At 63.3% G+C, this 14,038-nt stretch carries 12 protein-coding genes; 10 read left to right on the top strand and 2 right to left on the bottom strand.

Features of this window, described 5'->3' with window-relative positions:
* The 5 genes from E3O47_RS00690 to E3O47_RS00710 form a co-directional block, all read left to right on the top strand.
* On the top strand, positions 1 to 220 hold a 220-nt coding region (locus E3O47_RS00690; RefSeq protein ID WP_166785295.1), incomplete at its 5' end, for a transposase.
* Between the two features lie 408 nt (positions 221 to 628).
* Positions 629 to 1,645: a LacI family DNA-binding transcriptional regulator gene (locus tag E3O47_RS00695; protein ID WP_104170404.1), complete on the top strand. Its 1,017-nt coding sequence runs from the start codon at positions 629 to 631 to the stop codon at positions 1,643 to 1,645.
* Between the two features lie 477 nt (positions 1,646 to 2,122).
* A complete protein-coding gene (mmsA, locus tag E3O47_RS00700) occupies positions 2,123 to 3,673 on the top strand; it encodes a multiple monosaccharide ABC transporter ATP-binding protein (protein ID WP_104099279.1) in 1,551 nt (516 codons plus the stop codon).
* Positions 3,670 to 5,004, top strand: a complete 1,335-nt coding sequence (gene mmsB, locus E3O47_RS00705; protein WP_134371968.1) for a multiple monosaccharide ABC transporter permease — start codon at positions 3,670 to 3,672, stop codon at positions 5,002 to 5,004. The genes mmsA and mmsB overlap by 4 nt, the downstream gene beginning before the upstream one ends.
* 49 nt (positions 5,005 to 5,053) lie before the next feature.
* Positions 5,054 to 6,145 carry a sugar-binding protein gene (locus E3O47_RS00710; RefSeq protein WP_104099277.1) on the top strand — a complete coding sequence of 364 codons (1,092 nt, stop codon included), beginning with the start codon at positions 5,054 to 5,056 and terminating at the stop codon, positions 6,143 to 6,145.
* A 190-nt stretch (positions 6,146 to 6,335) separates the two neighbouring features.
* Here the strand turns inward: E3O47_RS00710 and E3O47_RS16330 are convergent, their stop codons facing one another.
* Positions 6,336 to 6,617 carry a hypothetical protein gene (locus E3O47_RS16330; protein WP_241973025.1) on the bottom strand — a complete coding sequence of 94 codons (282 nt, stop codon included), beginning with the start codon at positions 6,615 to 6,617 and terminating at the stop codon, positions 6,336 to 6,338.
* 308 nt (positions 6,618 to 6,925) lie between these two features.
* Between E3O47_RS16330 and nrdH the strand changes: the two genes are divergently transcribed.
* The 4 genes from nrdH to nrdF all read left to right on the top strand — a co-directional run bounded on the left by nrdH (position 6,926) and on the right by nrdF (position 10,842).
* On the top strand, positions 6,926 to 7,159 hold the full coding sequence (gene nrdH / locus E3O47_RS00720) for a glutaredoxin-like protein NrdH (RefSeq protein WP_104099275.1): 234 nt from the start codon (positions 6,926 to 6,928) through the stop codon (positions 7,157 to 7,159).
* Between the two features lie 86 nt (positions 7,160 to 7,245).
* Positions 7,246 to 7,650: a class Ib ribonucleoside-diphosphate reductase assembly flavoprotein NrdI gene (gene nrdI, locus E3O47_RS00725; RefSeq protein WP_104099274.1), complete on the top strand. Its 405-nt coding sequence runs from the start codon at positions 7,246 to 7,248 to the stop codon at positions 7,648 to 7,650.
* A gap of 5 nt (positions 7,651 to 7,655) precedes the next feature.
* A complete protein-coding gene (nrdE, locus tag E3O47_RS00730) occupies positions 7,656 to 9,788 on the top strand; it encodes a class 1b ribonucleoside-diphosphate reductase subunit alpha (RefSeq protein WP_104099283.1) in 2,133 nt (710 codons plus the stop codon).
* Positions 9,789 to 9,867: 79 nt separating this feature from the next.
* Positions 9,868 to 10,842 (top strand): class 1b ribonucleoside-diphosphate reductase subunit beta, encoded by a 975-nt coding sequence (nrdF, locus tag E3O47_RS00735; RefSeq protein ID WP_104099273.1) that lies wholly within the window; start codon positions 9,868 to 9,870, stop codon positions 10,840 to 10,842.
* A 111-nt stretch (positions 10,843 to 10,953) separates the two neighbouring features.
* On the opposite strand, the gene E3O47_RS00740 is transcribed toward nrdF, so the two are convergent.
* Positions 10,954 to 11,391: a DUF1801 domain-containing protein gene (locus E3O47_RS00740; RefSeq protein WP_134342306.1), complete on the bottom strand. Its 438-nt coding sequence runs from the start codon at positions 11,389 to 11,391 to the stop codon at positions 10,954 to 10,956.
* A 198-nt stretch (positions 11,392 to 11,589) separates the two neighbouring features.
* Here E3O47_RS00740 and E3O47_RS00745 point away from each other — a divergent pair, with 198 nt between their 5' ends.
* On the top strand, positions 11,590 to 14,037 hold the full coding sequence (locus E3O47_RS00745) for a PxKF domain-containing protein (RefSeq protein ID WP_134419316.1): 2,448 nt from the start codon (positions 11,590 to 11,592) through the stop codon (positions 14,035 to 14,037).
* Position 14,038 lies beyond the last annotated feature (1 nt).

A 14,038-nucleotide genomic window follows, 5' to 3' on the forward strand; every position in this document is an offset into this window, starting at 1 on the left:
CCCGTCGTTCGTGAAACTCCAACGCTCCATCGTCAAGCACCGGGCCGCGATCCTTGCATCGATCGAGCACGGCCTCTCCAACGGCCGCATCGAATCCATGAACACCAAGCTCCGGCTCATTACCCGCATCGCCTTCGGCTTCAAATCACCCGACGCCCTCATCGCCCTCGCCATGCTCAGCCTCGGCGGCCACAAACCCGCACTCCCCGGCCGGGATTAACCCACAGAAGCAGCAGGAGAGCCGAGATTTTGCCCAAATCGGCACTGAATGGGCCAAGAGAGCGGTTACACGCGAAAATCTCCGTCGAATTGGTTTGATACCGGGTGCGGCGGGCCCAACGCAGGGTGTGGGTGTGGGTGTGGGTGTGGGTGTGAATGTGGCGGTGGCCGTGCGGTTGGTAGAGCATTGAGAGTCGGCGCGCAGGGCATCGTATTCTGTTATATGAATCAAGCCCGGCTCAACATGCCTGCGGCGGCATTCGTCGTCGATCCGCTGCGTTTGCCCGGTCACCCCGTCGCAGGGGGCATGGCAGGAGTCCGCAGTGAGGTGCCTCGCGCAGCCTCACCGGAGTGCATACTTGATTTGCGTTCACAATTGTGACCGTGCACATGCCAACAAGGTCTTCCTGTGACTATCGATCTGCCCAAGGGGCGTGCCCCGAGCATCCGTGATGTGGCGCGCCTCGCGGGGGTCTCGCATCAGACCGTTTCGCGCGTGCTCAACGACCACCCCAGCATCCGTGATTCCACCAAGGCGAAGGTGTTGCAGGTCATGGAAGACCTGCAGTACCGGCCGAACCGGGCGGCCCGCGCACTGTCGCGCGGGCGTTCGCGCACCATCGGCCTGCTCTCGGCGGAGAGTGCCTACGGGCCGGCGAGCAGCATCGCCGCCATCCAGGACGCCGCCCAGGAAGCCGGCTATTACGTCAACACCGCGAACCTCACATCCGTCGACACGGAGTCGATCGAGGCGGCGCTGGAGCACCTGATGAACCAGTCCGTGGAGGGCATCGTCGTGATCGCGCCGCAGGTGCGGGTCTTCGACGCCCTGGAACAGCTGTCCATCGACGTGCCGTTCGTCACCCTGCAGTCCACCGGCCGCCTCGACAATTCCCTGTCCGTCGACCAGATGACCGGTGCCAGACAGGCCACGCGGCACCTGATCGACCTCGGCCATCGGAGTATCTACCACCTTGCCGGACCCCAGGACTGGATTGAGGCCGAGGCCCGAATGCGCGGCTTCCTCGACGAGATGTGGGAAATGGATGTGCCGACCATGGCGCCGATTCTGGGCGACTGGACCGCCGACTTCGGATACCGTGCCGGACGAGAACTGCTCCGGAGGCGGGACTTCACGGCCATCTTCGCGTCGAATGATCTGATGGCGCTCGGGTTCATGCACGCCTGCCGCGAGGCGGGCCTCGACCTGCCGCGCGACATGAGTATCGTCGGCTACGACGATATTCCCGAAGCGGCACACTTCTGGCCACCGCTCACGACAGTGCGCCAGGACTTTGCCGAACTCGGGCGGCGGTGCATCGCCCTTCTGCTCAGCAACCTCAGCGGCGGGGTACCGATCGAGCGGAGCGACCCGATCATTCCCGAGCTCATCGTGCGCGGCTCGACCGCACCGCCCGCGTTCTGAGTTCGGCACATGCGCGACCTCGCCTCGATCACCCGTGAAGGGTTCGCTCTCCCCCGCGACTCTCTCCGGAGTTCCTTGAGCGCATTGTCGAGCAGTTCCCTGTTTCCGCACAGCACTAAAGAAGTGGTAAGCCGCCCCGCCGGGACCGTCCGTGAGCCGGCTGGGCTCGGCGGAATGTCCTGACCTCAGACCCCGCTCAGGGGAGCAACAGCCTGTTACGCAAGCGTGACAAAACGAAACTTGACACCGGGACTATCACCGGGTCTATAGTGTCAATGTGATCGGTCACATGGACTCGATCTCCAGCACTTTTTTCCAAACGCATGACATTGAGGTCAAGCTTGTGAGCACACTTTTCCACCTGCCCGGCAGCTCCGCTGCCGCCCTGCTGAGCGGGAGCGGGATGATCCTTCGCGCGTCCATTCCGTTGTCGGTATGGGATACCTGTAGTGGCCCCCGGGCGTGAGGAGTCCAACGATGTCCACTGACCACGTAATCCTTGAGATGCGGTCCATCACCAAGGAGTTTCCCGGGGTCAAGGCCCTGTCGGACGTCTCCATCACGGTGAATCGCGGCGAGATCCACGCGATCTGCGGCGAGAACGGTGCCGGCAAGTCCACCCTGATGAAAGTGCTCTCCGGGGTCTACCCCTCCGGCACATACACGGGCGACATCATCTACCAGGGTCAGAACGTGCACTTCAAGGACATCCGCTCGAGCGAAGAAGCGGGCATCGTCATCATCCACCAGGAACTTGCGCTCATCCCGGAACTCTCCATCACCGAGAACATCTTCCTCGGCAACGAGCCGACCAAGTGGGGTGCAATCGACTGGATCACCGCCAAGAAGACGGCGCTCGAGTTGCTGGCGCGCGTCGGGCTGCGGGACGACCCCGACACCCTGATCAAGAACATCGGCGTCGGCAAGCAGCAGCTGGTCGAGATCGCCAAGGCCCTCAACAAGTCGGTCAAGGTGCTCATCCTCGATGAGCCGACCGCGGCCCTGAACGAGTCGGACTCCATGCATCTGCTGGACCTGATCCGCGGGCTGAAGGGCAGGGGAATCAGCTCGATCATGATCTCCCACAAGCTCAACGAGATCGAACAGGTCGCAGACTCGATCACGATCATCCGCGACGGCAAGACGATCGAAACCCTGAATGTCGTGGCCGACGGAGTCAACGAAGACCGGATCATCCGGGGCATGGTCGGGCGCAGCCTAGAGAGCCGTTTCCCGGACCGCACACCGCACATCGGCGAGGTCTTCTTCGAGGTGCGTGACTGGACCGTGCAGCACCCGCAGGTCGCCGAGCGCATGGTCGTGAAGGGTTCCAGCCTGAACGTGCGCAAGGGTGAGATCGTGGGCATCGCCGGCCTGATGGGCGCCGGGCGCACCGAACTGGCGATGAGCATCTTCGGGCGCTCCTACGGCAATTTCCTTTCCGGCCACCTCTACAAGGACGGAAAGGAAATCGTCCTGAAGAGCGTGGCCGACGCGATCGACCACGGCCTCGCCTACGTGAGCGAGGACCGCAAGGCACTCGGCCTGAACCTGCTCGACGACATCAAGCGTTCCGTCGTCTCGGCCAAGCTCTCGAAGATCTCGGCCGGGCAGGTCGTGAACGACTCCAAAGAATTCGGAATCGCCGAGCAATACCGCAAAAGCCTGCGGATCAAGACACCCAGCGTCAATGCGGGCGTCTCCAAACTCTCCGGCGGCAACCAGCAGAAGGTCGTTCTGGCCAAGTGGATGTTCACGGACCCTGACCTGCTGATCCTGGACGAGCCGACCCGTGGCATCGACGTCGGCGCGAAATACGAGATTTACGGCATCATCCAGCAGCTCGCCGAACAGGGCAAGGGAGTCATCCTGATCTCTTCTGAGCTCCCGGAGCTCCTCGGCCTCGCCGACCGGATCTACACGGTCTTCGAGGGTGCGATCACCGACTGCATCCCGGCGGAGTCCGCCGATCCCGAAACCCTGATGAAAAGTATGACCTCCGCACGGAAGAAGGTTCAGAGCATATGAGTGAAGACACGAGTACTCGCAGAGGCGCTCTTGGTGATCTGAAGAAGATCTTCGGCAGCGGCAGCTCGAACCTGCGGCAGTTCGGCATCCTCTTCAGCCTGATCGCCATCATTCTGCTCTTCCAGTACCTGACCGACGGACTGACGCTGTCGTCCGGCAACTTGATCAACCTGGTCAGCCAGTACTCCTATATCCTCATCCTCGCCATCGGCATGGTCATGGTGATCATCGCCGGCCACATCGACCTGTCGGTCGGATCCGTTGCCGCTTTCGTCGGCATCGTGGTGGCCACCGCGATGCGGGACTGGAACTTCCCGTGGCCGCTGGCCATCCTGCTCGGGCTGTTTGTGGGAATGCTGATCGGCGCCTGGCAAGGTGCGTGGGTTGCCTACGTTGGGGTTCCCGCCTTCATCGTCACCCTGGCCGGCATGCTCATCTTCCGCGGCGGCAACCAGGTCATCGGTAACGCCAACACGGTCCCCGTTCCTGACGGCTTCACGATCATCGGCTCCGGCTACCTTCCTGAGGTCGGCCCGAACACGGGCTACAACAACCTGACCCTGCTTCTGGGGCTCATCATCGTGGTCGCGGTCGTCTACTCCGAATGGCGTGCCCGCCGGGTTCAGAAGATCATGGGTTCGACGCCCGCACCGCTGTGGGTGAGCATCGTGAAAGTCGCCCTTCTCTGTGCCGTCATCGTCTACGCATCCGTCCTCTTCGCCGGTGGCCGCGTCGGCACAAGCTTCCCGGTCTCCGGAATCATCCTCGGAGTGCTCGTTCTCTTCTACGCGTTCGTCACTCGTAACACGATCTTCGGCCGTCACGTCTACGCGGTCGGCGGCAACAAGCTCGCCGCCGAACTCTCGGGGGTCAAGTCCCGTCGGGTGAACTTCCTCGTCATGATGAACATGTCGATCCTCTCGGCCCTGGCCGGCATGATCTTCGTGGCCCGCTCGGTGGCCTCCGGCCCGCAGGACGGCCTCAGCTGGGAGCTCGATGCGATCGCCGCCGTGTTCATCGGTGGCGCTGCCGTGTCCGGCGGAATCGGAACCGTCGTAGGCTCCATCATCGGTGGTCTCGTCATGGCGGTGCTGAACAACGGCCTGCAGCTGCTGGGTGTCGGCTCCGACTGGGTTCAGATCATCAAGGGCATGGTGCTCCTGGTGGCCGTGGGTGTCGACGTGTGGAACAAGAGCCAGGGTCGTCCCTCGATCATCGGCCTCCTGACCCAGAAGAAGAAGACTGCCGAATTCCCGGCGGAGCCACCCCTGGTCGTGCCCGACACGGGCACCCCGGAGAGCGCGCGGCCGCAGGCCACGCGGCCCAACTAGCCCAGATTTTTCCCTTCACCAAACCACAACGAACAGAAAGAAATCGACAATGCGAAAGATTCTTGCGACAACTGCGATCGCCGCAGTGGCCTTGATGGCACTCTCAGGTTGCTCCACCCGCACGGACACCGCCGGCGAAGACGGCGCTGCTGCCGGCTTCGCCCAGGATTCGGTCATCGGCGTCGCCCTCCCCTCAAAGACCTCTGAGAACTGGGTCCTCGCCGGCGGGCTCTTCGAAGACGGCCTCAAGGAGGCCGGCTACAAGGGCGACGTGCAGTATGCCGGTGCCTCGACCACGGTCAAGGACCAGCAGGACCAGATCTCGGCCATGGTCACCAACGGTGCCAAGGTCATCATCATCGGTGCCGCTGACGGTGGCCAGCTCGCCACCCAGGTGCAGTCGGCCCGCGACGCCGGCGCCATCGTGATCGCCTACGACCGCCTCATCCTGAACACCGAGGCCGTGGACTACTACGTCGCCTACGACAACTTCAATGTCGGCGAACTCCAGGGCCAGGCGCTCCTGGACGGACTGGCCACGAAGAAGCCGGAAGGCCCGTACAACATCGAGCTGTTCTCCGGTTCCTCGGATGACGCCAACTCCGCCGTCTTCTTCGGCGGCGCGATGAGCGTGCTGCAGCCGAAGATCGATGACGGAACCCTCGTCGTCGCCTCCGGCCAGACCGACATCAAGCAGACGGCGACCGCCGGCTGGAAGGCTGAGAACGCTCAGAGCCGCATGGACGCGCTGCTTACCAGCACGTACGGCGACAAGACGCTCGATGGCGTTCTTTCCCCGAACGACACCCTCGCTCGTGCGATCATCACCTCGGTGAAGGCCGCCGGCAAGGACATCCCAGTCGTCACCGGGCAGGACTCCGAGGTCGAGTCGGTCAAGTCGATCATGGCCGGCGAGCAGTACTCCACCATCAACAAGGACACCCGCGTGCTCGTTGACAAGGCCATCGAGATGGTCAACGTTCTCCAGAAGGGCGACACCCCCGAGGTCAACGACACCGAGTCCTACGACAACGGCAAGATCGTCGTCCCGGCCTACCTGCTGCCCCCGGTCATCGTGACCAAGGAAAACGCGTCCGAGGCATACGCGAACGACCCGAATCTCGCCCCGCTGACCGAGTAACAACCCGGCAGTACACCTGCATCACAGCATCTCGACACCAGGGCCGGCTCCTCACGGGGGCCGGCCCTCTCGCGTGTCCGGCTCGCTGCCGCCGCCCGCAGGGTGAGGTGAGACCAAACTCCTCGACATCGTCAGCGCCCGCTTCGACGGGCTCGTCACCTATGCCGCGCTCCGGGAACGCGGCCTCAACTCACACGCCGTCGACGCCCTGATCCGCCGCGGTGAACTCGTGCGCACGCGCCGCGGCATCTACGTTTCGGGGGAGTTGCGGCGTTCCGCCGATCCCGATCAGCGCTACCGCCCGTTTGTGCTTTCGACGGTCGCGGCCGCGGGCCGGCCGCTCGTGCTGTCGCACGCGTCCGCGGCAAGCACGAGCTTTCTCGTGAGCGTCGCCATGATCGACCATGCCCTGCAGCTTCGACCGCTGGGATTGGGCGACCGCGTTCGCGGCGCGCCTCAGGGCGAGCGACACGCCGACAGGGTTTCCACAGGCTCGAGTTCTGCCCCTGCGCTGCCTGTGGATAACTTTGCCGCATTCCGCGTGATTCGGCTCGACTCGCATCCGTGGGGCTGTGCACAACCGGTGGAATGTCGGTGGATAACTACATACTTGTAACTACTGTATGTAGTGGCCATTCCCTTCGAGCATCACTAGATGTAGTATTGAAGTTCAACACACAGCACGCCTTGAACTTCAGATTTCACATGAAAACCGATTTTGAGCACTGATGTTTGAACCGATTTTGAATACTGATCCCTGAACGACGAGAAAGGCCCTCCATGGCAATCACGGTCTACACCAAGCCCTCCTGCGTGCAGTGCACTGCGACCTACCGCGCCCTGGACAACAAGGGCATCGAATACGAAATCCTCGACCTCTCGCTCGACGAGAACGCCCTGGAAGCCGTCAAGGCCCTGGGCTACCTGCAGGCTCCCGTCGTTATCACCGACGAAGATCACTGGTCGGGCTTCCGCCCCGACAAGATCAACGAACTCGCGCAGCGCCTCGCGTAGCACCGCGGCGCCAGGGGGTGGCGTCGCAACAGTCCGTAAAAAAGCGTCGTTTGGCGTGCCGACTTCTCAGCAACAGGAGGTGTTCCATGACCGATATCGTGTATTTCTCCAGCACCTCGGGCAACACGCACCGCTTCATTGAGAAGTTGGGTCGCCCGGCCGCTCGCATCCCGATCTACGCGCGCGATGAGCCGCTCCAGGTCAGCGAACCTTACGTGCTGGTCGTGCCGACGTATGGCGGCGGCGACAGCAAGGGAGCGGTGCCCAAACAGGTCATCACGTTCCTGAACGACGAGCAGAACCGCTCGCTCATCCGCGGCGTCATCGGCGCGGGCAACACGAACTTCGGCACCGGCTACTGCCTCGCCGGGGACATCATCGCCCAGAAGTGCAAGGTGCCCCACATGTTTCGCTTTGAAGTATTTGGAACTCCGGATGATGTGCGCATCGTCCACGACGGATTGGAATCATTTTGGAAGCAACAGCCGTGAAGACCATGGCTCACCCGGCTCCCGGCCTGGCGATGGATTATCACTCCCTCAACGCCATGCTCAACCTGTACGGCCCGAACGGGGAAATCCAGTTCGAGAAGGACCGCGAGGCTGCGCGGGAGTTCTTCCTGCAGCACGTCAACCAGAACACGGTGTTCTTCCACACGTTGCGCGAACGCCTCGACTACCTCGTCGAGAAGGAATACTACGAGCAGGCCGTGCTCGACCAGTACTCGTTCGAGTTCATCACCGACCTCAACAAGCTGGCGTACTCGAAGAAATTCCGCTTCCAGACCTTTCTCGGCGCGTTCAAGTACTACACCTCGTACACGCTGAAGACGTTTGACGGAAAACGGTACCTCGAGCGTTTCGAAGACCGAGTCGTGATGACCGCGCTGGGCCTCGCTCAGGGTGACGAGCAGCTCGCGATCTCCCTCGTCGAGGAGATCATCGCGGGGCGTTTCCAACCCGCCACCCCCACCTTCCTGAACTCCGGGAAGGCGCAGCGCGGGGAGCTCGTCTCCTGCTTCCTGCTCCGTATCGAAGACAACATGGAGTCGATCTCCCGCGGCATCAACTCGTCGCTGCAGCTGTCGAAGCGCGGCGGCGGCGTCGCGTTGCTGCTCAGCAACATCCGTGAGTCCGGTGCACCGATCAAGCAGATCGAGAACCAGTCCAGCGGCATCATCCCGGTGATGAAGCTGCTCGAAGACTCCTTCAGCTACGCCAACCAGCTCGGTGCCCGTCAGGGTGCCGGCGCGGTCTACCTGCACGCGCACCACCCCGACATCATGCGCTTCCTCGATACCAAGCGTGAGAACGCCGACGAGAAGGTGCGCATCAAGACGCTGTCCCTCGGCGTGGTCGTGCCCGACATCACGTTCGAGCTGGCGAAGAAAGACGAGGACATGTACTTGTTCTCGCCTTACGACGTCGAGCGCGTCTACGGGGTGCCGTTCGCCGACATCTCCGTCAGCGAGAAGTACCACGAGATGGTTGACGACCCGCGCATCAAGAAGTCCAAGATGAAAGCCCGCGACTTCTTCCAGACGCTCGCCGAGATCCAGTTCGAGTCCGGCTACCCGTACATCATGTTCGAGGACACCGTCAACGCGGCGAACCCGATCAAGGGTCGCGTCAACATGTCGAATCTCTGCTCGGAGATCCTCCAGGTCAATACCCCGACCACCTACAACGAGGACCTGTCGTACGACCAGATCGGCAAGGACATCTCCTGCAACCTCGGGTCGATGAACATCGCCCTGTCCATGGACTCGCCCGACTTCGGCAAGACCGTCGAGACCGCCATCCGCGGCCTCAGCTCGGTGTCGGAGCAGAGCCACATCTCCTCCGTGCGCTCGATCGAAGACGGCAACGACAAGTCGCACGCCATCGGCCTGGGCCAGATGAACCTGCACGGTTACCTCGCCCGGGAGCGTATCTACTACGGCAGCGAGGAGGGCATCGACTTCACCAACATCTACTTCTACACGGTGCTGTTCCACGCCCTCCGCGCCTCGAACAAGTTGGCCATCGAGCGCGGCAATGCGTTCGTCGGCTTCGAAGACTCCACCTACGCCTCCGGCACGTTCTTCGACAAGTACACCGACCAGATCTGGGAGCCGGCCACCGCGCGCGGCGCCGAGCTGTTCGCGCAGGCCGACGTGCACATTCCCACGCAGGCAGAGTGGGCCGAGCTCAAGGCATCCGTTGTGGAGCACGGCATCTACAACCAGAACCTGCAGGCCGTGCCGCCGACCGGGTCGATCTCCTACATCAACAACTCGACCGCATCGATCCACCCGATCGCGTCGAAGATCGAGATCCGCAAGGAAGGCAAGCTCGGCCGCGTCTACTACCCGGCGCCGTTCATGACGAACGACAACACCGGGTTCTACCAGGATGCCTACGAGATCGGCTACGAGAAGGTCATCGACACCTACGCCGCTGCCACGCAGCACGTCGACCAGGGCCTGTCGCTGACGCTGTTCTTCAAGGACACCGCCACCACCCGCGACATCAACCGCGCGCAGATCTACGCGTGGAAAAAGGGCATCAAGACCATCTACTACATCCGTCTGCGCCAGATGGCCCTCGAGGGCACCGAGGTCGAGGGTTGTGTTTCCTGCGCTCTCTGAGTGAGTTTGCCCCGAGCTCCCCGAACCCGAGCTCTCCGAACGCTGAATCGCCTATGCACCGCCGACTAAGGAACAACCAATGATTGACAAGCTCAAGCTCGTCTCCCACGTTGACGCGATCAACTGGAACAAGATCGAAGACGAAAAAGACGTCGAGGTCTGGAACCGCCTCACGAACAACTTCTGGCTGCCGGAGAAGGTCCCGCTGTCAAACGACGTGCAGTCCTGGGCCACGCTCACCCCGGCGGAGCAGCAGCTCACCCTGCGCGTGTTCACGGGGCTGACCCTGCTCGACACGATCCAGGGCACTGTGGGTGCCGTGTCGCTGATTCCGGATGCGATCACGCCCCATGAAGAGGCCGTCTACACGAACATCGCGTTCATGGAGTCCGTGCACGCCAAGAGCTACTCCTCGATCTTCTCGACCCTCGCGTCGACGAAGGAGATCGACGAGGCGTTCCGCTGGTCGACGGAGAACGTCAACCTGCAGCGCAAGGCCGAGATCGTGATGAAGTACTACCAGGGCGACGACCCGCTCAAGCGCAAGGTCGCCTCGGTTCTGCTCGAGTCGTTCCTGTTCTACTCGGGCTTCTACCTGCCGATGTACTTCTCGAGCCGCGCCCGCCTCACCAACACGGCCGACCTCATCCGTTTGATCATCCGGGACGAAGCCGTACACGGTTACTACATCGGTTACAAGTTCCAGAAGGGGCTCGAGGCGTCGTCGCAGGAGCGCCGCGATGAGATCAAGGATTACACCTTCAATCTCATGTTCGAGCTTTACGAGAACGAGATCCAGTACACGCAGGACCTCTACGACGAGCACGGCCTGACCGAGGACGTCAAGAAATTCCTGCACTACAACGCCAACAAGGCGCTGATGAACCTCGGCTACGAGGCCATGTTCCCGAAGACCGTCACCGACGTGAACCCGGCCATCCTGGCCGCGCTCTCGCCGAACGCCGACGAGAACCACGACTTCTTCTCCGGGTCGGGCTCCTCCTACGTCATCGGCAAGGCCGTCAACACGGAAGACGCCGACTGGGACTTCTAGTCCCGATCGTGTGACCGCACCGCCGACGTCGACAGTTCCGGTCGAGGTCGCCCGCTATGCCGGGCGAACTCGACCGGAACTGTCTGTTTCGACGGGGTGCGGGCCGGCCACCTACTCCGTGGCCGCCGCCGGCGCGGGGTCGTCGCCCCGGGACCAGGCGATCGCGACCAGCCGACGCAGAACACCGAGGTCGATGTCGTCGAGCTTCTTCACGTAGACGCACCCCGCCCCCTCCGTGTACGCGCCGAGCCGCGGGAGGAGCGCGGCGCCCTCGGGGAGGTCTTTGAGCCCGTAGATCGACAGTTGCGCCTTGCGCGGAGAGAACCCCGTCTTCGGCCAGTCTCCGCGGGTGCGCGGGTTCGCGGGCGACACGTAGCGGTAGCTGCCGTAGCCCACGATCGATGGACCCCACAGGACAGGGTCGGCGCCCGTCACCTCGCGGAAGAGCGCGTCGAGGGCCTTGCCGTCCGCGCGGCGGCGGGCGGGCGTCGCGGCATCCAGGAAGTCCTCGACGGAGGCATCCGTCGGCTGCGTCTTGATTTCGGCCATGGCGCCATTATGGCGCGGGCACCCCTGACCGGGCATGTGTGCCGAGGTTCTGACGCGTTTAGGGATTCAAACGGTCCTGGGACCATGCGTTTAGCTGTTTGAACGCCCCCGCCGTTCCCGAGGATCCGGCGCAGACATACCTTCGTGGGAGGGATGGCCCACCCGAGGGTTTTCCCGCCGAGCGCAGGGGCAGCCACCATGAAACGAATATTGAAGCGAACGGGTATCGCAACGACGATCACCGCCATCACGGCGGTGAGCGTCCTGGCCTTCGGTGGGGTTGCCTACGCGGACATCATTCAGGACAGCATCGAGGGTTCGGCCAGTGTCACCCTCGTTGCGGGATCGGAAACGGCCGGAAGCGCCACGATGAGGCTCAACGCCAACGGCAAGAGTGACGGCGACATCGGATGCAACATCGATGCGGGTGATAGCCCGCTGAAACTCACCGTGGTCGCACCCTCCGGCGTCACGGCCAGCCCCAACCCCATGGTCATCACGAACTGCACCGACGATTTCCCGGTCAGTTTCACAGCGGGCACCGCTGCCCAGAGCGGTACCGTGACGGTCCTCATCCTGGCGCAGCCGGCCGGCGGCGGAGAATTCAAGAACCAGGTCGGTATCCCCATTAGCATCACCCAGCCGGTTCCGACGAACACCGCGCCTTCGGTCTCGGTCAACGGGGTGAGCAACGGGGCCAGCTATGAAATCGGTACCGTGCCGACCGCCACCTGCCTGGTGGTCGACGCCGAAGACGTCAACCCCACGGCCGCCTCCGTGACCACCGGGGCGCTGCTGAATGGCCTCGGCACCCAGACCACGACCTGCGACTACACCGACGCCGGCGGGCTCAACGCCCCAACGGCGACGGTGACCTACACGGTCGTCGACACGGTCGACCCGACCATCGGGTACACGCTCAACCCGGTAGACCCCGACGGTACCAATGGCTGGTACACGACGGACTCGGGCGTCCTGGTCCACTTCGCGTGTGAAGACGTCGGAGGATCCGGCATCGCCACGTGCCCGGCCGACGTGATCCTGATGGACGGTGCGGACCAGTCGGTGACGGGTACCGCGACCGATAATGCCGGTAATACCGCGTCCGTGACAGTGTCCGGGATCACCGTCGACACCGTCGACCCGACGATTTCGTACACGCTCGACCCGGCCGACGCGAACGCCAACGGCTGGTACACGAGCTTCGTCACAGTCGACTTCACCTGCACGGATGTCGGCGGGTCCGGCATCGCCGCCTGCCCGGCCGACATCACCCTGACCGACGGTGTGAACAACGTGACCGGCACCGCGACGGACAACGCCGGCAACACCGCTGACGCGACCGCAGCGGTGGTCAACATCGACACCGTCGACCCGACCATTTCGTACACGCTCGACCCGGTCGACGCGAACGCCAACGGCTGGTACACGAGCTTCGTCACAGTCGACTTCACCTGCACGGATGTCGGCGGGTCCGGCATCGCCGCCTGCCCGGCCGACATCACCCTGACCGACGGTGTGAACAACGTGACCGGCACCGCGACGGACAACGCCGGCAACACCGCTGACGCGACCGCAGCGGTGGTCAACATCGACACCGTCGACCCGACCATTTCGTACACTCTCAACCCGGTCGCCCCCGAGGGCAACGACGGCTGGTACACAACGGACGCGGGCGTCATCGTCCACTTCACGTGTGAGGATGTGGGAGGGTCCGGAATCGCCACGTGCCCGGGCGACACAACCCTGCCGGACGGCGCGAACCGGTCGGTGACGGGTACCGTGACCGACAAGGCCGGCAACACGACGACCGTGACGACGACCGGGATCAACATCGACTCCGTCGACCCGACCATCTCGTCCACCCTCGACCCGGCCGCCCCCAACGCCGCCGGCTGGTACGCGGCGGACGTCGTCGTCGGCTTCACCTGCCGTGATGCGGGATCCGGCATCGCCACCTGTGCGGGCGACGTGACCCTGGTCGAGGGGGCGGGCCAGTCAGTGACGGGCGCCGCGACCGACCGGGCCGGCAACACCGCGACCGCGAGCGTGTCGGGGATCGACATCGACACGACCGCACCCACCGTTGCTCTCCTGGGCGGCCCCACCGGTAGTTACCAGTACGGAAGCAACCCGGCCGCGCCCAGCTGTTACGCGACCGACGCCCTGTCCGGAATTGCCTCCTGCGTCGTGACCGGCGGCGGCACCAGAGTCGGGGATCACTCGTACCTGGCGACCGCCACCGACACGGCCGGCAATACGAGCACGTCGAGGGTCGCGTACACGGTGCTGGCCTGGTCCCTGAAGGGCTTCTACGCCCCGGTCGATATGGGAGCCAACGTCTGGAACACGGTGAAGGGCGGCAGCTCCGTCCCGCTGAAGTTCGAGATCTTCTCCGGTGCCGAACTCACCAGCGTCTCGGCCGTCAAGAGCTTCACCGCCACGGCCGTGACCTGCCCGGGTTCGTCCGCGGTGACGGATGCGATCGAACTCACCACCACGGGTGGCACGAGCCTGCGGTATGACTCGACGTCGGGGCAGTTCATCCAGAACTGGCAGACCCCCAAGAAGCCGGGTACCTGCGCCGTGGTCACCATGACCGCCCAGGACGGTTCCACGATCAGTGCCAACTTCATGCTGAAGTAGG

Origin of the sequence: Cryobacterium sp. TMT2-17-1 (assembly GCF_004402765.1) — a bacterium.
Taxonomy (GTDB): Bacteria; Actinomycetota; Actinomycetes; order Actinomycetales; family Microbacteriaceae; genus Cryobacterium; species Cryobacterium sandaracinum.